Raw genomic sequence first — 16761 nt, 5'->3', positions numbered from 1 at the left:
CAGGCAAAGGCGGGGCCCAGGCCCGGCCTGGCCAGGGCGCCTTTGACGGAGCGGGAAAAGGCATGGCGAGCAAGGCCGCGAATGGCACCGACACGGCGGATGGACGCGACGAAGCGGTGGAAGGCGTGCTGCTCGACACCCTGACGGCCTCGGTCAAGAAGCTGATCGCCCGCGGCAAGGAACGCGGCTACGTCACCTATGATGAACTGAACGCTGCCCTGCCGTCCGAGCAGGTGTCCTCCGAACTCATCGAGGACACGATGGCGACGCTCAACGAGCTCGGCATCAACGTCGTCGAATCCGAGGAGACGGAGGACGGCGAGGCCGCGGCCGAAAAGCCCGCCAAGGCCGAGGAAGACGAGAAGGACGACGAGGAAGGCGGCGGCAATGTCGATGAGGCCAATCTCGGCCGCACCGACGACCCGGTCCGCATGTATCTGCGCGAGATGGGCAGCGTCGAACTGCTGTCCCGCGAGGGCGAGATCGCCATCGCCAAGCGCATCGAGGCCGGCCGCGACATGATGATCGGCGGGCTGTGCGAAAGCCCGCTGACCTTCAAAGCCATCGTCGCCTGGCATGAGGCGGTCAAGGAAGGCCGCATGCTTCTGCGGGATGTCATCGACCTGGAGGCGACCGCTGGCGCCAACACGCCGGAGGGCACGCCGCCGCCCGAGGAAGAATATGAGGAAGGCGACGAGGCCGCCGAAGGCGTCGGCCTGTCCCTCTCCGCGCTGGAGGAAAAGCTGAAGCCGGAGGCATTGCTCGCCTTCGAACAGATCGAGAGCCTGTTCGGCAAGCTGCAGAAACTCTCGTCGAAGCGGATGGATGCCTATACCTCCGGCGGCGAGAACTCGCAGCGTTCCGAGAAGACCTATGAGAAGCAGCGCCAGGAACTGGTGGGGCTGGTGGAGAAGGTGCATCTCCACAACAACCGCATTGAGGAGCTGGTCGACCAGCTCAAGGGCCTGAACCGCCGCCAGACCACGCTGGAAGGCCAGGTGCTGCGCCTGGCCGAGGCTCAGAAGGTCAAGCGCGAGGAATTCCTGGAACAGTGGCGCGGCAGCGAGCTGGACCCGGCCTGGTTCGAGCGTATCAGCAAGTTGCAGACGCGCGGCTGGAAGACCTTTGTTGCCCGCTCCAAGGACGATGCGGAAGCCATTCGCGCCGAGATCGCGCGGGTTGCCGCCGATACCGGCCTGCCCGTGCCGGACTTCCGGCGCGTCTACCAGACCGTGTCGCGCGGCGAGCGCGACATGACCCAGGCGAAGAAGGAGATGATCGAGGCCAACCTGCGCCTCGTCATCTCCATCGCCAAGAAATACACCAATCGCGGCCTGCAGTTCCTGGACCTGATCCAGGAAGGCAATATCGGCCTGATGAAGGCCGTGGATAAGTTCGAGTACCGCCGCGGCTACAAGTTTTCCACCTATGCCACCTGGTGGATCCGGCAGGCGATCACGCGCAGCATCGCCGACCAGGCGCGCACGATCCGCATCCCCGTGCATATGATCGAGACGATCAACAAGCTGGTGCGCACGTCTCGGCAAATGCTGCACGAGATCGGCCGCGAACCGACGCCGGAGGAACTTGCCGAGAAGCTCGGCATGCCGCTGGAAAAGGTCCGGAAGGTGCTGAAGATCGCGAAGGAGCCGATCAGCCTCGAAACGCCGATCGGCGACGAGGAGGACAGCCACCTCGGCGACTTCATCGAGGACAAGAACGCCATCATCCCGCTGGATGCCGCGATCCAGTCCAACCTGCGGGAGGCCACCACGCGGGTCCTGTCCAGCCTGACGCCGCGCGAGGAACGCGTGCTGCGCATGCGCTTCGGCATCGGCATGAACACCGACCACACGCTGGAGGAAGTGGGCCAGCAGTTCAACGTGACGCGGGAACGCATCCGCCAGATCGAGGCGAAGGCGCTGCGCAAGCTGAAACACCCCAGCCGCAGCCGCAAGCTGCGCAGCTTCCTGGACAACTGAGCCATGGCGACGCCGGCGCGCAGCGGCATCCGCGAACCGGTGCAGCGGATCGAGGTGGATGTCACCTTCCTGCGCATGGATGCGCCGCCCGGCGGCGCCCCGCCGGATTTTCCGCCCGGCGCCAGCGTGGTGCGGCTTGCGGCCTGTTCCGTGCCCTTCTATCGCTACCTGTATGACACCGTCGGCCACGACTATGTCTGGTGGCTGCGCCGTACCGTGGCGGATGCGGAAATCGCCGCGCTGCTGGCGCGGCCGGAGATCAGCATCCATGTCCTGTACCAAAGCGGGGAGCCGGCAGGCTTCTACGAGCTGGAACGCCGCGGCGGCGACCATGGCTGCAACCTGTCCTATTTCGGCCTGATGCCCCATGCCATCGGCCGTGGCGCGGGCCGTGCCTTGCTGCGCCATGCCATCGACACCGCCTGGGCCGAGCGGCCGCGCCTGCTGACGGTGAACACCTGCACCGCGGACCATCCCCGCGCCCTGCCCAATTATGTCGAGGCCGGGTTCCGCATCATGCGGGTGGTGCGGGAGCTTTGGCCGGTGCCGCTGCGCCTCGGCCTGCCGATTCCGGAACGGCTGCGGGCGGGCTGACCCGCCGAGCGCCCGGCGGGTGACAGCGTCGTGCCCGGTTTTTCAGAATATCCGGATATTTGAGGACAAGGCAGGATGGATACGGTGGCCATGGCGACGCTGGGGGCGAAGGCGGAGGAGGCGGCGCGGCTGCTCTCCGCTTTGGCCCATGGCAAGCGCCTGATGGCGCTGTGCCATATGGTGGAGGGTGAGAAATCCGTCGGCCAATTGGCCGAGCTGGTGGACCTCGCCCCCTCCGCCCTGTCGCAGCACCTGGCGCGGATGCGCGACCTGCGGCTGGTGGAGACGCGGCGCGACGGCCAGACCATCTTCTACAGCCTGGCCAGCCCGGAGGCGGCGGCTGTGCTGGAGACGCTTTACCGGCTTTACTGCGCGCCCGAAAAGCGCTGAGGGCAGCAGCCCCCGCGCGCCTTCAGCGCGACAGTCCCCGCGCGCCTTAGCGCGACAGGTTGCTCGCGCGCATTTCCTTCGGCACTTCGCTGACCATCCGCACCTCCACCCGGTTGCGGCCCTTGGCCTTGGCGAGGAACACCGCGGCATCGGCGCGCCGCAGCATCTCCTCCGCCGAGGCATCGCCCGGCAGCAGGCCGGTGACGCCCAGGCTCGCCGTCATCCGCGCCGGCACATCATCCCCCACGAAGCGGAAGCTGTGGCGGGCGACGGTGGCGCGCAGCCCCTCCGCCAGCGCCGCCGTCTCCGCCGTGCCGGTGCCGGGCAGGGCGATGGCGAAGACCTCGCCGCCGATGCGACCCAGGATCGCATTCCACCCCGTCACCTGGGTCGTGCAGAGCTGCGCCACCGCCTGTAGCGCCGCATCGCCGGCGGCATGGCCGCGCATGTCGTTCAGCGGGCGGAAATGGTCCAGGTCCAGCACCAGCAGCCCCAGCGGGCTGCCGCGGCGTCGCGCCTCGGCGAAACCCTCCTCCATCAGGCGCAGGAAATGGCCCCGGTTGCCGATGCCGGTCAGGTCATCGGTTTCCGCCCGGTGGCGCAGCTCCGCGGTGCGCGCGGCAACCTCCGCCACCAGCCGCACATTGCTCTCGGAGAGCAGCGTCTCCGCCTCCCGCCGCTCGCTCAGCAGGGCCATCAGGGCCAGCGCATTGGTGGCCATCAGCACGATCATCATGCCGACGGCGCGCAGCGGGTTGGGGACCACGTCCGGCTGGAAGGGGCCAAGCCCGGCCAGGGTGCCGACGGTGGCCACCACGCTGATCAGCGTCAGCAGCCCATAGGCGGCGCGCAGCGAAATGCGCAGCGTCACCCAGGTGACCGGGATGGTCAGCAGCGCCACCGCCTCCGGCTGCACCAGCGCGGAGACGGAACGCGGCAGGGCGAAGACCAGCGCGGCGACACCGGCGGTCGCCGCCAGCACCAGCGTGTCGCCACGCGCGATCTGCTGGCCGGGGGAGGAGGGTGTGCGCTCCACGCCCAGCCACAGCATCACCAGCGGCGCGAAGAAGAACACGCCCCCGGCCTCGCACAGCGCCCAGCGGGAGAAGATGGAATAGGCGGCTTCCATCGGCACGGCGCCGGTGACAACCAGCGCGGCGGTGCCGCCGAGCCCGGTGAGCACGGCCTGGAGCACGACGCAGCCGGCGACGAAGCCCAGCACGCCCTGCAGGCGGGTGAACAGCCCGGTCGGAGGGCGCATCGCCCGGGTCAGCAGGGCGCCGGCCAGGGGACCGAGGCTGTTGGAGAGGGAAATCAGCGCGGCGGAGGCCAGGGCGGCATCCAGCAGCAGCCAGTTCACCGCGAAGGAGCCGAGGAACAGCCCCGGCACCAGCCGGATTCCGCCGGTCATGCAGGCCACGGCGGCGATGCCGGCCGGCAGCCAGATCGGCGCCGGGAACAGCCCGTATTGTGCGAAGAACAGCCCCACCGCGGCGCCGAGCCCGCCATAGAGCAGGGCCGCGAGCAGATTGGCCACCACCAGGCGCAGGGGAGTCCGGAGCAGGGACTGGCCGGGCCAGACCGTGCGCGGGGCCGCGGAAAATGCGCCGATCGGGGAGTGGGACTGCATCGGCTCGAAGTGCCTTACGCGAAGCGGCTGTGGCGGTAACCTGCGACGCGCCGATTCGCTGAGGCCCAGCAATCCACGCTTTGCTGATGGCATCCTGACATCGGCCGTGCCGCACCGCAACAATAGGTTGACCGGGGTTGGGCCGATCTTACCTTTGCTTGCAAATACTTCCCCGTGCCCGGGCCGCTATCGCCGCAGGCAGAACGCCTCCGCGACGCGTCGCGTGTCTCACGTCAGCGACGCTTCGCGTGCTCCACGTTAGCGACGCTTCGCGTCGACACTCCACGGCCCCGGCCCGGCGGCGACGAGGTAGAGGAAGACGAAGCAATACAGGATGGCGGCATCGCCGCCATTGTTCACCGGGAAGAAATCGCGCGGCGCATGCGCCATCCAATAGGCGGCCGCCATGGTGCCGGAGGCGATGAAGGCGGCAGGCCGGGTGAACAGGCCGATCGTCAGCAGCACGCCCGTTACGATCTCGATCACCCCGGCGATCCAGGGCAGGGACATCGCGGCCGGCCCACCGCCGGAGCCCGGCGGGAAGCCCAGCAGCTTCTGGGTGCCATGCGCCATGAAGATCAGCGCGGCGACGATCCGCAGCACGGAGAGCAGGCGCGGCGCCCAGAGGGCGAGCGAAGTCTGGGTCGACATGACGAAAATCCCATTGTTGATTCAATGGGATGTCATGTGGTTGCTGCACTGCACAATACGACAGCCGCGCCGCGCTGGCTCGCGCAGCCGTGACCGGCATTCAGCCCGCGACCGGCAACTGGGTGCCCACCAGCACATCACGCCCGACCAATCCGGCCAGCCGCGCCGCATCCCAGCCCTCGGTGCCGGTCGGGCGCAGCGGCAGGACCATCCAGCGGTAATCCGCCGTGCTGTCCACCACCCGGATCTCGGTGCCTTCCGGCAGGGTGGTCCCCCATTCGGCCAGCACCCCGCGCGGGTCGCGCACCGCGCGAGCGCGATAGGCGGCGGATTTGTACCAATGCGGCGGGTAGCCCAGCACGGCGCGCGGGTAGCAGGAACACAGGGTGCAGACGACCAGGTGATGCACCCCCGGCCGGTCGACCAGCACGCCGAGCGGCGGCGCCCCTGCCATGGAAACCCCCATGGCCTCCGCCGCCTGGCTGCCATCGCGCAGCATCAGCGCGTGATAGTCCGGATCGGTCCAGGCACGGGCCACCATGGCGGCGCCGATGCGCGGATCGGCGAGGTCGGTGCGTTCGATCTGCGCGGCGATCTGCGCCTCCGTCACCACGCCACGGGCGGCCAGCGCCGCCGTGAAGCGGTCGAGCAGGGCGATGCTGTCGGGGCCGGGGGCGTGGGCCATCAGGCGGCGGGCTCCAGCCAATGCTCGTAGAGCTCCACCAGCACCGTGTCGCCCGCCTGGCCCTCATTCCACAGGGCCGGCTGGTCGAAGCGCACATGATACAGTGGGATGGTCGCTGCCGGCCGGGCAAAGGCCAGGTCCTCCGGATTGCGGAAGGCGCCCAGATGGCGCTCCACGAGCCCTTCCCGCCCGCGCAGGTAGTGCGGGGTGCGGATGTGGCAGGGGCCGCGCGTCTCGGGGAAATCCGCCTTCACGCGGATTCGGGCGCCGGGGGTGAAACGGGTCATGGGTGCAGCTCCTCCGGCAGGACGACGCCCTTTTCCAGCATCAGGGCGGTGATCGAGCGCAGCCAGCGTTCGTAGTAGCCGAGGGCGTGGTACTCGGCCTCCGGAATCGCCTCCACCCCGCGCCGCAATTCGTCCACCGTCATCAGCCCGCGCTGGGCGAGCAACTGCCGCAGCGCATCGACGCGCTTGCCGAAGGCGTCGGGCGGGGCCTCGTCATCCGGTTCCACCGGGGTGCAGCGGAAGCGCGGGGCGCCGCCGATGTCGTGGGTCGCCGGGACAGGCAGGGGGGCTTCGTCGGGCATGGCGGGAGCCTATTGGATCTCCTCGTCGCTGCCCACGCCCCAGATCTCGGCGCGACGCAGAAAGCCGCGATGGCCGGCGGCCTGCAATTCGCACCAGGCGCTGTTGGCGCCGCATTCGCGGATGCGGGCGATGACGCCGGGGCGGAAGCGGGCGATGGCGGCGGCGCTGTCCTCCGGCCTTCGGCGCAGCGTCGCCTCCCCCAATGCGGCACTGCCGGCGCCGGCCAACTGGGTGGCCGGGCGCACCAGCACGGTCCGGCGCCCGGCCAAAGTGGAGGAATGCACCCAGCCCTCGGCGCCGTCCGGATCGCGGATGCGGCGCCAGAGCTGGAACTCCCCGATGATCTGCACCGGCAGGTCGCGGCGCTGGAAGGTCCATTCGATGGGGTAGGAGGTGCTGGGGCCGACCCGCATGTTCACCTCATCTGAACGCAGCGAGGCGAAGCGCGGCAGCGGCAGGCCGGTGACGGGCCCGGTGCTGGGCGCGGCCGGGCGGGGCGGCAAGGCCGGTTCCGGCGGGCGCGCCGTGGCGGCGGTCGCGGCAGTCGCTGCCGCGGCAGCGGCAGCGGCGCCGGCCGTCGCGGCCACCGGGCGGCGATTCGGTGGCGGCGTGGCGCCGCCGACCGTTGGTGTCCGCTGCCCGGGCGGATTGGCGCGCGGCGCCTGCGGCCGGGCCGGCGTGGCGGGGGCCTGGGCCTGCGGCCGCGCGGGCGGCCGGGGCTGGGCCTGCCGGGGTTGTGTCGGGCTGGGTTGGGCCTGGCTGGGCTGGGCGCGCGGCGGTGTGGCGGGCCGGGCCGGGGGCGCGGCCAGGTTGCGCGGCTGTTCGGACGGCACCAGCCTCGGTGTCGCCTGGCCGGCCGGGCGCGGCGGTGGCAGGCTGCCCTGGCTCGGCGCCAGGCTGGACTGGGCCAGCGCCGCCTGGCCCAGCAGCGAATGGGCGCCCAGGGCAAACAGGGACAGCGCGAGCAGGGCGGGACGGACAGGAACCATGACCGATCCCTCTCCCATCCGCCCGTGTCGGGTCAAGCGTTCAGACGCGGCCCGGTGATCGCTAGATCGTGACGATCTGCCCGGCCCCGATCGCGGCCAGGAAGGTCACCACCCCCGCCACCTCGACGCCCGGTGCCAGCGCCGCGGGCGCCAGCCCCTCGGCCTTCAACCCGGCCTCGCAGGCGATGCGGCGGATGCCGAGATCGGCGGCGGCTTCCGCCAGCACGGCGAGGGTGGCGACGCCGCGCTCGGCCAGAAGCGCCTCCCTGGCATCGGCCAGCAAAGGGGTGTCGGCCAGTAACAGGCGGCAGCCGGCATTGCTGGCGAACAGCACCACCTCCCGCCCGATCGCCGCCGCCCCGGTGGCCAGGACCAGGGCGTAATGCGCGCGGTCATGCGCGCCGGAGAGCAGCAGGATGCCGAGGGGGGGGGTCATGCGGCGGCCCTGCTGTCCTGGCTGGCTCGCTCGCCGTCCCTAGACCGCACAGGCCGTCGCCGCAGGGCTGGCATGGGCGGACAGGTCGTGGATGGTCGGATGGTCGCCGCACAGGGCGCAGGCCGGGTCGCGGCGCAGCTTCACGGTGCGGAACCGCATGTCCAGCGCATCCCACAGCAGCAGGCGGCCGGACAGGCCCTCGCCGATGCCCATCACCAGCTTCAGCACCTCCGTCGCCTGCAGCGTCCCCATCACCCCGGTGACGGCGCCGAGCACCCCGGCCTCGGAACAGGTCGGCACCAGTCCATCCGGCGGCGGCTCTGGGTGCAGGCAGCGGTGGCAGGGATGCGGCGCACCCTCATGCCCGCGAAAGACCGAAAGCTGGCCCTCGAAGCGCAGCACGGCGGCCGAGACCAGCGGCCGGCCGAGCAGGTGGCACGCATCGCCCAGCAGGAAGCGGGTGGCGAAGTTGTCGGTGCCGTCGCAGACCAGATCGTAATTCGGGATATTGGCCCAGGCCCATTCGGCATCCAGTCGCCGCGCATGCACCTCCACCTGGGTTTCCGGGTTCAGCCGGGCGATGGTCTCGGCGGCACTTTCGGCCTTGTTGCGGCCGATGCGGCCTGTGTCATGGATGACCTGCCGCTGCAGGTTGGAAAGTTCCAGCCGGTCATCGTCGATCAGCCCCAGCTTGCCGATCCCCGCCGCCGCGAGGTAGAGGCCCAGCGGCGAGCCAAGCCCGCCGGCACCGACCAGCAGCACGCGCGCCTGGCGCAGCTTCGCCTGGCCGATGGCGCCCACCTCCTCAAGCAGGATGTGGCGGGAATAGCGGCGGATCTCCGCCTCGGAGAAGTCCAGGTCCATGGCGCCGATATGGGCGCGGCAGGGGGCGGCTTGCAAGCCATGCGGCTGGCGGTTCATCGCCGGTTAGCGGTTGCGGTGGCACATGCCACCATAGAAGGCGGATCGGTCACTTGACCGATCCGAGCGCCCGAACGGGCGCCGCCGCTGCTTATGCGGCGAAGCCAAGGAAACCGGAGGTTTCCGCCCGGCGTATGAGGGTATAGAGAGGAAACTGGTTTGCGGATGCGATGGCTGGCCTGTGCGGCACTGGGACTGGGGCTCTGGGCGGCGGTGCCGGGGCAGGCCGATGCGGCCTGCCCGGACCTGCTGCTCGGCGACAGCCTCGCGGTGGGCATGGCCGATTTCGCCCGCGCCGAAGGCTATCAGGTGGTCGCCCAGACCGGCGCCGGCCTCACCTGGCTGCGGCAGCAGGCGCCGCGCTGCGTCGACCGTCTGCTGCTGGTCTTCGGCACCAATGACCTGCGCGGCCTGGCGCCGGAGGCGGCCGAGGATTACGCCCGGCAGATCGCCGCGGTGATGGAGAACTGGCCGGCGGCGCGCATCATCTGGGCGACGCCGGGCTGCTTCGCCCGCGACCGGGCGCTGGAATCCGGCAGCCAGTCGCTCGACCGGGCGCTGCTGCGGGCGCAGACCCTGGCCGATGCCAGCCTGGCGCATCTGCCGGCGCTGCATCGCGGCCGGGTGGCCCGCTGCGACTATCCCAGCGCCGATGGCGTGCACCCGACGGCCGCGGGCTATCGCGCCTGGTGGCAGGGGTTGCAGGGGGTGATGGCTCAGCGACCCAGGCCGAGCAGCCCGCGCGCCGCTTCCACCGATTCCGTCACGCCGAGCATGGCCATGGCGCCATCCCAGCTTTCCGTGACGACGATCAGCGCCTCCGTCCCCGGCAGCACGTCCAGCCCATAGGCGGCATCGAGGATCGCGCCGGACCGGCCGGCGGCGAAGACCAGCAGCGCCAGTCCGACCACGCAGGCCGCGCGGCCTGCCGTCATGGTGGCGGAGCGGGGCGAGAAATCGTCGGGCCGGGTGTTCGGCGTGGGCTGGAGCCAGGGCTGGCGCATCGGCGGTCCCCTCAGAACTGGAAGTAGATGAAGGGGGCGACGCCCTCCGGCGCCGCCAGGATGATGACGAGCATGGCCAGGCCGAAGACCAGGCCGAGGAGTGGCGCCGGCAGCGGCCGCAGCACCGTCTCCAGCCGCTGGCGCAGATCCGGCGGCAGGAAATGCAGGCCGAGGCCGAGCGCGATGATGACCAGCAGCCGCGGCGTCCAGGCCGTGTCCGCCGCGCCGGCCAACAGCCCCTGGCCCAAGGTGCCGATGGTGGCGAGGTCCGGCGCGCGGAACAGCACGAAGGCGGCGACCACGATGTGGAAGGTGATCGCCCAGCGCAGGACGCGTCCCGCCGCGCTGGCCGGCACGTCGCGCAGGCCCAGCCAGCGCTCCACCACCAGCGCGGCCCCATGCAGCGCGCCCCAGGCCAAGAAGGTCCAGGCGGCGCCGTGCCAGATGCCGCCCAGCAGCATGGTGACCAGCAGGTTGCGCGCGGTGCGCCCTTCGCTGCCGCGGCTGCCGCCCAGTGGCTTGAACAGGTAGTCGCGCAGCCAGGTCGACAGCGAGATGTGCCAGCGCCGCCAGAAGTCCGACAGGGTCAAGGCGCGGAAGGGCTGGTTGAAATTCTGCGGGAAATGGTAGCCGAGCAGCGCCGCCAGCCCGATCGCCATGTCCGAATAGCCGGAGAAATCCAGCCAGATCTGGATGGTATAGCCATAGCAGGCCAGCAGGATGTCGCCCGCCCCGAAGCCGAGGGGGTCGCGGAAGACCGGGTCCACCAGCCCGGTCGCCAGCTCATTCGCCAGCAGCATCTTCTTGGCCAGCCCGCCCAGGATCAGCAGCCCCGCCATCACCACCGGCACCCGCCAGCGATCCGGCAGCTGGGCGAGCTGCGGCAGGAAATGCGCGGCGCGGACGATGGGGCCGGCGGCCAGATGCGGGAAGAAGGTCAGGTAGACCAGCACCTTCAGCGGCCAGCGCTCCGCCGGCACATCACCGCGATGGGTGTCGACCATGTAGGAGATCGCCTGGAAGACGTAGAAGGAAATGCCGACGGGCAGCAGCACCTCCGGCACCGGCAGCGGCGGCAGGCCCAGCGCGACGCCGATGGGGGAGGCCGTCCCGGCCAGGAACCCCGCATATTTGAACCAGCCGAGCCAGAGCAGCGTGCCGGCGATGCCGAGCTTCAGAAGCCCCGCCCGGCGCTGCCCCGCGCAGATCCGCCCGAAGGCCCAGGCCCAGAGGCCGAAGACCACGAGCGCCGCGCAGAATTCCACGCTGAAGGCGGCATAGAAGACCAGGCTGGCCGCCAGCAGGAAGGGCAGGACGGCGCGGGGCGCGTGGCGCACCAGCAACCAATGCGTGCCGAAGACGCAGGCGAAGAAGATCGCGAACAGCCCGGTCGGGAACAGCATGGTCTCAGGCCGCGGCCCCGCCGAGGCCCGCGCCGCGCAGCAGATTCGCGTGCAGCCGCTCCGCCGTCAGCCGGTAGCCATCGGTGGTGAAGTGCACCAGGTCCGGCCGCATCAGCGGCGGGGTGGCGCGCGCCAGGCTGGGCAGGCGGCAGAGCCCGCCGGTCACCTCCTCCGCCCAGTCGAAGAAGCCGACACGCTCGGCGGCGGCGACGCGACGCTGGGTGCTGCGCACCGCCGCCAGCGCCGGCAGGGGCGTGACCGGGCAGGCGCCGCGGCCCCGGCGGATCGGGCGCCCCGCATCCGGCGCACCCATCAGCAGAATGCCGCTGCGCGGGCTGGCGGCGCGCAGCGCGGCGATGCGCCGCGACAGGGCCAGGCCATAGGCGGCAGGGTCGAAATCCCGGTCGGTCGCCTCATTCGTCCCGTATTCCAGGATGATGAGCGCCGGCGGCGCCACCGACAACTCTCGCGCCACGATCGCCGGATCGCGATTGTCGAGCGTCGCCAGGGTGGCGCCATTGATGCCGAAGGATTCCACCATTGCGCCCCGGCCGCGCCGGTCAACGCCCCAGCCGAGCAGCGTCACCGGCCCATCGCCCATCAGTTCCAGCGTCACGGAACGCTGGCCGGGCGGCAGGTCCAGCCGGATCAGGCGCAGCCGGGGCGCGGCGGTGCGGGTCGCGCGCGGCGCCTCCGGAATGCCGGCGCCGATCAGGCGAAAGCTGCCGCTCTCCGGTCCGCATTGCAGCGTCAGGTGCAGCCGGTCGAAGCCGCGCGGGTCGGCGCTGGCCAGGCTGAGATGGTCGCCGGCCTGGCTGCCGGTCAGGCGATAGCCGGCCAGGCCGAAGGGGCCGGGGGTGGCGGCACGCAGCGCATGAGCGGTGCTCCAGCTTCCCTCCTGGATCAGGGTGATGCCGGCGGGGACGAAGCTGCTCTGCGCCCGGCCGGGCGGCATGCGGCCGGGGCCGACGGCGCCGAAGCGTACCTGCAGCAACTCGCGCAGCCGTTCCGCCATGCGCGGGAAGGCGGTGTGGCTGTCGCCCAGCATCAGCACCAGGGCGCGGCCCTGCCGTCCCGCCTCCAGCCCGCGCAGCGCGGCGCCGAGCGGGGCATAGGGGTTGCCGGCGGGGCTGGCGGTCAGCAGCGCCTCGAAATCCGGGTCGGGGCCGGGGTCGAGCCCTTCCGCCCGTCGCGCCGCCTCGGCCGGCGGGGTGCCGCCGGGCGCGGGGTCGCTGCGGCAGCCCGGCAGCAGGGTGGCCAGGCCGAGTCCCGGCAAAAAGCCCCCGATCAGGCGACGTCGATCCAACATCCTGCGGTCGCCATCCTTATCTCGTTCACGCTCCGCTGCTACTCTGCCCCAATTCCCAGTGGATGCGGAGTGCCCCGGATGCGGCCTGGTCGCGATGCTGCCTTTTTGTCCCGGCGTGGCCTGATGCTGGCTGCCGTCGCTGCCGGTGGCGGGGTTGGTCCGTCCAGGGCCGAATCCATCCGAGCACGATCTGACTCCGCGCCCCCTGTGGTGCCGCCGGATCGCGTCAACCTGCTGCTGCTGGGGGACTCCCTGGCCCAGGGCATGTTCCTGTCGCTCAACCCCGTGCTGCGCCGCCGGCCGACGCCGCGCGTCATCAATGGCACGCTGCATGCCACGGGCGTGACCCGCATCGACGAACATGACTGGACCGCGGTGACCCGCGACCTGGTGGCGCAGCACCGGCCGCAACTCGTCGCCTTCTGGATCGGCGCCAATGATTTCCGCCCCCTGGTGGTGCGGGAGGAGCGCACCCGCTACCGCTTCGGCAGCGCGGGCTATGCCGAGCACTATGCCCGGCGGGTGACGGAAATGGTGGGCCACGCCACCCAGGCGGGCAGCCGCGTGGTCTGGCTCGGCCTGCCCAATATGCGGGAATCGCAGTTCGCCGGCGCGGTGCGGCAGCTCAATACCATCCAGCATGACGCGGCACTGGCTGCGGGCGCCGTCTGGGTCGATACCTGGGAGGCGACGAGCGACGCCGAGGGCCGCTACATGCCCGCCATTGCCCTGGAAACCGCGAGCCGCAGCTTCCGGGCGGAGGATGGGGTGCATTTCACCAGCTGGGGCTATCTGCGGATCGCCGGGCTGCTGTTCGACGCGGCCTCGGAGCATTTTCCCGAGCTGGAACCGGCGCTGGGCCGGCTGAGCGAGATCTGAACCCCGCCGGGTCTATGGCAACGCGTTCCCGACCAGGGTCGCGCCTGACAGCGCCAGCAGCACCAGAACCACATCCTGGAAGCGCCGGTCGCTGAGCCGGCGATAGGCGCGGATGCCGAGCCAGGCGCCGGCGAAGGTGCCGGGCAGGGCGATGGCGACCATCAGCCCCAGCCGCGCGGTGACCAGCCCGCTGGCCGCGTGCCACAGCACCACCGTGCCCAGGATGGCCAGGTTGAAAAGCTGGAACACGCCGCGCCGCTGGTCCTTGCCCCAGCCGCGCAGGGTCGCCCAGATGGTGGGCAGCGGCCCCGACAGCCCGGCGAGCCCGCCGAGCACGCCGCCGCCGAACCCCACTGCCGCATCGGCGAGCCGCCCGCCCCAGGCGATGCGCGGCTGGAACCGTCCGAGCAGCATGAAGGCGGCATAGCCCAGCAGCAGCAGCCCGATGCCGAGCCGGAAGCTGTCCAGCGCCACCCGTGTCAGCAGCAGCGTGCCCAGCGGAATGCCCAGCAGCCCGGCGAGCACCATCGGCCAGACCCGGCGATGATCGACCGCCGGCCAGATGCCCGGCAGGTTCTGCGCCTGGGCGGCGACGGAGCAGATGGCGACCAGCGTCGCCGCGGCGGAAGGCTCCACCACATGCAGCCAGAAGCCGAGCGCGATGAGGCCGGTGCCGAAACCGGCGAGGCCGGAGATGAAGCCGCCGGCGAAGGCCCCGCCCGCCAGCAGGGCCACCGCCGTGGCGGTCAGCATCAGACGGCTTCGCGCCGCAGCTGGTCCTTCAACTCCCGCCGCAGCACCTTGCCCATGGCATTGCGCGGCAGAGCGGGCATGAAGCGGATGTCCTTCGGCACCTTGTAGCGCGAGAGGCGGTCGCGGCAGAGCGCCGCCAGTTCCTCCGCCGTCACGTTCATGCCGGGGCGGGTGACGACGAAGGCGGTGACGGCTTCGCCCCAATAGGGATGCGGCGCGCCGGTGACGCCGCATTCGGCGATGGCGGGATGCGCCAGCAGCACCTCCTCCACCTCGCGCGGATAGATGTTCTCCCCGCCCGAGATCACCATGTCGTTCTTGCGATCGACCAGATAGAGGTAGCCTTCCTCATCCTGCCGGGCGAGGTCGCCGGTGACGAACCAGTCGCCGCGCGTGCCCGCCGCGGTCTGTTCCGGCAGGTTCAGATAGCCCGAGAACATATAGGGGGAGGAGACCCAGAGCTCCCCCACCTCGCCCTGCGCGACACGCTGGCCGTCGCCGTCGCAGATCTTCATCTGCGTCGCCGGATAGGGCAGGCCGACGCTGGCCTGCTTGCGGAGCTGGTCGGGCGGGCTCAGCGAGCAGGCGATGGAGGTCTCGGTGGTGCCGTAGCGTTCGTACAGCTTGCCCTCGCCGAAGAAGCCGACGATGCGTTCCTTCGTGGCCTGCGGCAGCGGCGCGGTGCCGGAGATGGCCGCCTTCATGCTGCGCACATCGTAGCGCGCGCGCGCAGCTTCCGGCAGCGCGAAGAGCGCGGCGAAATGGGCGGGGACGATATAGGCGCTGGTGGCCTGGATGCGGGTGATGGTGGTCATCAGCGCCTCGATGTCGAAGCGCGGCATCACCTCCACGAAGCCGCCGAAGAAGATCGGCGTCAGCGCCATCAGGAAGCCGGCGCCGTGGAACATCGGCGTGGTGGCGACGGCGCGGTCATAGGGCGTGTAGCAGCCATGTTCCGCCGCCATCGCATAGGCGGACAGCACGCGGCCACGATGCGCCAGCCGCACGCCCTTGGCCCGGCCGGTGGCGCCGGAGGTATAGGGGACGGAGAAGATGTCGCGCTCATCCACCTCCACCGCGCAGGGTCCGGCGGAGGCCTCGGCCAGCAGCGCCTCATAACCCGGGCCGATGACGATGAAGCGTTCGACGCTGGCGGGTGCTGCGGCGCGGGCGGCTTCCTCCAGCGCGGCGGAAACGAACATCACCCGCGCGGCGCTGTCGTCGCAGATGAAGCGGATCTCTGGCGCCGAGGCGGCGGGGCCGATGGTGGCGGCGGCGATGCCGGCCTCCGCCATGCCGGCGACGATCTCGACATATTCCAGGCAATTCGCCGAGAACACCGCGGCATGTTCGCCATGCCGCAGGCCAAGCCCCGCATGGCAGAGATTGGCGACGCGGGCGATGCGATCGACCAGCCGCGCATAGGTCAGCTCCCGCCCGGTTTCGCGCATCGCGATCTTGTCGGGGGTGCGGCCCGCGGAAGCGCGGATACCATCGGAGATCAGCATGCAGCGCGAGGCGCCGCGTCGGGCGAATTCAGCCATGCGCGGCAGGATCGGGGTGCTTTCCCACCGCTGTCAATGGACAGGACATTGACAGGCGTCGTGCAACGGGGCGCGATGCAGGCATGGCACGTCCCCACATCGAATGGATCCAGGCGCAGGCGCTGTCATGGCAGCCCGACGCCGTCGCCGCCCGGCCCGGTGCCGAGGCCAAGATTCTCTCGCGCGACGCGGAGAGCGGCGCGCTGTCCTGCATCCTGCGCTACCCGCCCGGCTATCGGCTGGGCGCGGACCACCTGGCGGTGGATGAGGAATTCTGGGTGCTGGATGGCGGGATCGAGCTGGATGGGATCGCGTACCGCGAACACAGCTATGCGCATCTGCCACGGCTGATGCCGCGCAGCGGCTTTTCGTCGGCGGACGGCGCGGTGGTGCTGACCTTCTTTTCGGGCACGCCGGTGGCGCGGCCCGGCGTGGCGCCGACGCCTTTCGATGAACGCCGGCTGGTGCGGCACCTTTCCGCCACCGACAATGTCTGGGATGGCGACTTCGCGTCGATGGGCCTGGAATCCATGGCCGCCACCGCCCGCATGCGCACGCTGCGGCGCGACCCCGACAGTGGGGAGGTCACCTACCTGACGTGCACCATGCCCTTCCGCCAGGGCGAGCGCAGCGAACGCCATCCGGTGGTGCAGGAGTTCTTCATGATCTCCGGTGAATTGGCGGGCGATTTCGGCGTGATGCAGTCGGGCGCCTATTGCTGGCGGCCGCCGATGATCAAGCACGCGCCCTATGGCTCCTGGACCGGCACGGTGCTGCTGTTCCGTTCGGTCGGCGGGCCGCAGAGCACGCTGTGGGAAGACCCGGACCAGGCCTTCACCTGGAAGCCGGACCACAAGCCGGTGCTGCCGCCCGATATGGCGCCACTGATGGCACAACCCTGGAAGCGGCCCGACCGTTACTGAGGGATCGTTGACTTGTATCCAAGTTGACGTCTAGCCTTGTCCGGACATTACGGCGCCGGCCCCGCGCTGGCGTGAGGA

Annotated in this window: 18 protein-coding genes; 6 read left to right on the top strand and 12 right to left on the bottom strand. The window is 70.6% G+C overall.

Going from position 1 to position 16761, the window contains the following annotated elements; genetic code table 11:
• The first annotated feature begins 62 nt into the window (after positions 1 to 62).
• The 3 genes from rpoD (at position 63) to JJQ90_RS05445 (ending at position 2966) form a co-directional block, all read left to right on the top strand.
• Positions 63 to 1982 (top strand): RNA polymerase sigma factor RpoD, encoded by a 1920-nt coding sequence (gene rpoD, locus JJQ90_RS05455; RefSeq protein ID WP_216873431.1) that lies wholly within the window; start codon positions 63 to 65, stop codon positions 1980 to 1982.
• Between the two features lie 3 nt (positions 1983 to 1985).
• Entirely contained in the window at positions 1986 to 2576 is a 591-nt protein-coding gene (locus tag JJQ90_RS05450) for a GNAT family N-acetyltransferase (RefSeq protein ID WP_216873430.1), read from the top strand.
• Positions 2577 to 2651: 75 nt separating this feature from the next.
• A complete protein-coding gene (locus JJQ90_RS05445; RefSeq protein ID WP_230410344.1) occupies positions 2652 to 2966 on the top strand; it encodes an ArsR/SmtB family transcription factor in 315 nt (104 codons plus the stop codon).
• A gap of 46 nt (positions 2967 to 3012) precedes the next feature.
• Here JJQ90_RS05445 and JJQ90_RS05440 read toward each other — a convergent pair whose 3' ends face one another.
• The 8 genes from JJQ90_RS05440 to JJQ90_RS05405 form a co-directional block, all read right to left on the bottom strand.
• A complete protein-coding gene (locus JJQ90_RS05440) occupies positions 3013 to 4596 on the bottom strand; it encodes a sensor domain-containing diguanylate cyclase (RefSeq protein ID WP_216873429.1) in 1584 nt (527 codons plus the stop codon).
• A gap of 258 nt (positions 4597 to 4854) precedes the next feature.
• Positions 4855 to 5247: a DoxX family protein gene (locus tag JJQ90_RS05435; RefSeq protein WP_216873428.1), complete on the bottom strand. Its 393-nt coding sequence runs from the start codon at positions 5245 to 5247 to the stop codon at positions 4855 to 4857.
• 100 nt (positions 5248 to 5347) lie between these two features.
• Positions 5348 to 5932, bottom strand: coding sequence for a nitrile hydratase subunit alpha (locus JJQ90_RS05430; RefSeq protein WP_216873427.1), 585 nt, complete (start codon positions 5930 to 5932; stop codon positions 5348 to 5350).
• A complete protein-coding gene (locus JJQ90_RS27455) occupies positions 5932 to 6219 on the bottom strand; it encodes an SH3-like domain-containing protein (RefSeq protein ID WP_216873426.1) in 288 nt (95 codons plus the stop codon). Before JJQ90_RS27455 ends, JJQ90_RS05430 begins: the two co-directional genes overlap by 1 nt.
• A complete protein-coding gene (locus JJQ90_RS27450; RefSeq protein WP_216873425.1) occupies positions 6216 to 6521 on the bottom strand; it encodes an SH3-like domain-containing protein in 306 nt (101 codons plus the stop codon). Before JJQ90_RS27450 ends, JJQ90_RS27455 begins: the two co-directional genes overlap by 4 nt.
• Before the next feature lie 9 nt (positions 6522 to 6530).
• Positions 6531 to 7511, bottom strand: coding sequence for an SH3 domain-containing protein (locus JJQ90_RS05415; protein WP_216873424.1), 981 nt, complete (start codon positions 7509 to 7511; stop codon positions 6531 to 6533).
• 61 nt (positions 7512 to 7572) lie between these two features.
• Complete coding sequence (locus JJQ90_RS05410; RefSeq protein WP_216873423.1) at positions 7573 to 7947, bottom strand: DsrE family protein; 375 nt, start codon at positions 7945 to 7947, stop codon at positions 7573 to 7575.
• Positions 7948 to 7986: 39 nt separating this feature from the next.
• A complete protein-coding gene (locus tag JJQ90_RS05405; RefSeq protein WP_216873782.1) occupies positions 7987 to 8811 on the bottom strand; it encodes a HesA/MoeB/ThiF family protein in 825 nt (274 codons plus the stop codon).
• 222 nt (positions 8812 to 9033) lie between these two features.
• On the opposite strand from JJQ90_RS05405, the gene JJQ90_RS05400 reads away from it, so the two are divergent.
• Positions 9034 to 9717, top strand: a complete 684-nt coding sequence (locus JJQ90_RS05400; RefSeq protein WP_216873422.1) for an SGNH/GDSL hydrolase family protein — start codon at positions 9034 to 9036, stop codon at positions 9715 to 9717.
• Between the two features lie 166 nt (positions 9718 to 9883).
• On the opposite strand, the gene JJQ90_RS05395 is transcribed toward JJQ90_RS05400, so the two are convergent.
• Together JJQ90_RS05395 and JJQ90_RS05390 are read right to left on the bottom strand one after the other, a co-directional pair.
• Positions 9884 to 11275, bottom strand: coding sequence for an MBOAT family O-acyltransferase (locus JJQ90_RS05395; RefSeq protein ID WP_216873421.1), 1392 nt, complete (start codon positions 11273 to 11275; stop codon positions 9884 to 9886).
• A 4-nt stretch (positions 11276 to 11279) separates the two neighbouring features.
• A complete protein-coding gene (locus JJQ90_RS05390) occupies positions 11280 to 12584 on the bottom strand; it encodes a GDSL-type esterase/lipase family protein (protein ID WP_216873420.1) in 1305 nt (434 codons plus the stop codon).
• A gap of 210 nt (positions 12585 to 12794) precedes the next feature.
• Here JJQ90_RS05390 and JJQ90_RS05385 point away from each other — a divergent pair, with 210 nt between their 5' ends.
• Entirely contained in the window at positions 12795 to 13463 is a 669-nt protein-coding gene (locus tag JJQ90_RS05385; protein WP_329959375.1) for a DUF459 domain-containing protein, read from the top strand.
• 12 nt (positions 13464 to 13475) lie between these two features.
• Here the strand turns inward: JJQ90_RS05385 and JJQ90_RS05380 are convergent, their stop codons facing one another.
• Both JJQ90_RS05380 and JJQ90_RS05375 read right to left on the bottom strand, forming a co-directional pair.
• Positions 13476 to 14216, bottom strand: coding sequence for a sulfite exporter TauE/SafE family protein (locus JJQ90_RS05380; RefSeq protein ID WP_216873418.1), 741 nt, complete (start codon positions 14214 to 14216; stop codon positions 13476 to 13478).
• Complete coding sequence (locus JJQ90_RS05375) at positions 14216 to 15724, bottom strand: class I adenylate-forming enzyme family protein (RefSeq protein ID WP_216873417.1); 1509 nt, start codon at positions 15722 to 15724, stop codon at positions 14216 to 14218. The genes JJQ90_RS05380 and JJQ90_RS05375 overlap by 1 nt, the downstream gene beginning before the upstream one ends.
• Before the next feature lie 119 nt (positions 15725 to 15843).
• Here JJQ90_RS05375 and JJQ90_RS05370 point away from each other — a divergent pair, with 119 nt between their 5' ends.
• Entirely contained in the window at positions 15844 to 16683 is an 840-nt protein-coding gene (locus JJQ90_RS05370) for a cupin domain-containing protein (protein WP_216873416.1), read from the top strand.
• The last annotated feature ends 78 nt before the right edge of the window (positions 16684 to 16761 follow it).

It is taken from the genome of Falsiroseomonas oleicola, from assembly GCF_019029495.1.
Classification (GTDB): domain Bacteria; phylum Pseudomonadota; class Alphaproteobacteria; order Acetobacterales; family Acetobacteraceae; genus Falsiroseomonas; species Falsiroseomonas oleicola.
The sequence above is the reverse complement of the archived record's forward strand: the minus strand, read 5'-3'. Positions and strand labels throughout refer to the sequence as shown.

Coding starts and splice junctions, on each gene's coding strand:
- rpoD (WP_216873431.1), top strand. CDS start 63: ATGGCGAGCAAGGCCGCGAATGGCACCGACACGGCGGATGGACGCGAC.
- JJQ90_RS05450 (WP_216873430.1), top strand. CDS start 1,986: ATGGCGACGCCGGCGCGCAGCGGCATCCGCGAACCGGTGCAGCGGATC.
- JJQ90_RS05445 (WP_230410344.1), top strand. CDS start 2,652: ATGGATACGGTGGCCATGGCGACGCTGGGGGCGAAGGCGGAGGAGGCG.
- JJQ90_RS05440 (WP_216873429.1), bottom strand. CDS start 4,596: ATGCAGTCCCACTCCCCGATCGGCGCATTTTCCGCGGCCCCGCGCACG.
- JJQ90_RS05435 (WP_216873428.1), bottom strand. CDS start 5,247: ATGTCGACCCAGACTTCGCTCGCCCTCTGGGCGCCGCGCCTGCTCTCC.
- JJQ90_RS05430 (WP_216873427.1), bottom strand. CDS start 5,932: ATGGCCCACGCCCCCGGCCCCGACAGCATCGCCCTGCTCGACCGCTTC.
- JJQ90_RS27455 (WP_216873426.1), bottom strand. CDS start 6,219: ATGACCCGTTTCACCCCCGGCGCCCGAATCCGCGTGAAGGCGGATTTC.
- JJQ90_RS27450 (WP_216873425.1), bottom strand. CDS start 6,521: ATGCCCGACGAAGCCCCCCTGCCTGTCCCGGCGACCCACGACATCGGC.
- JJQ90_RS05415 (WP_216873424.1), bottom strand. CDS start 7,511: ATGGTTCCTGTCCGTCCCGCCCTGCTCGCGCTGTCCCTGTTTGCCCTG.
- JJQ90_RS05410 (WP_216873423.1), bottom strand. CDS start 7,947: ATGACCCCCCCCCTCGGCATCCTGCTGCTCTCCGGCGCGCATGACCGC.
- JJQ90_RS05405 (WP_216873782.1), bottom strand. CDS start 8,811: ATGGACCTGGACTTCTCCGAGGCGGAGATCCGCCGCTATTCCCGCCAC.
- JJQ90_RS05400 (WP_216873422.1), top strand. CDS start 9,034: ATGCGATGGCTGGCCTGTGCGGCACTGGGACTGGGGCTCTGGGCGGCG.
- JJQ90_RS05395 (WP_216873421.1), bottom strand. CDS start 11,275: ATGCTGTTCCCGACCGGGCTGTTCGCGATCTTCTTCGCCTGCGTCTTC.
- JJQ90_RS05390 (WP_216873420.1), bottom strand. CDS start 12,584: ATGTTGGATCGACGTCGCCTGATCGGGGGCTTTTTGCCGGGACTCGGC.
- JJQ90_RS05380 (WP_216873418.1), bottom strand. CDS start 14,216: ATGCTGACCGCCACGGCGGTGGCCCTGCTGGCGGGCGGGGCCTTCGCC.
- JJQ90_RS05375 (WP_216873417.1), bottom strand. CDS start 15,724: ATGCTGATCTCCGATGGTATCCGCGCTTCCGCGGGCCGCACCCCCGAC.
- JJQ90_RS05370 (WP_216873416.1), top strand. CDS start 15,844: ATGGCACGTCCCCACATCGAATGGATCCAGGCGCAGGCGCTGTCATGG.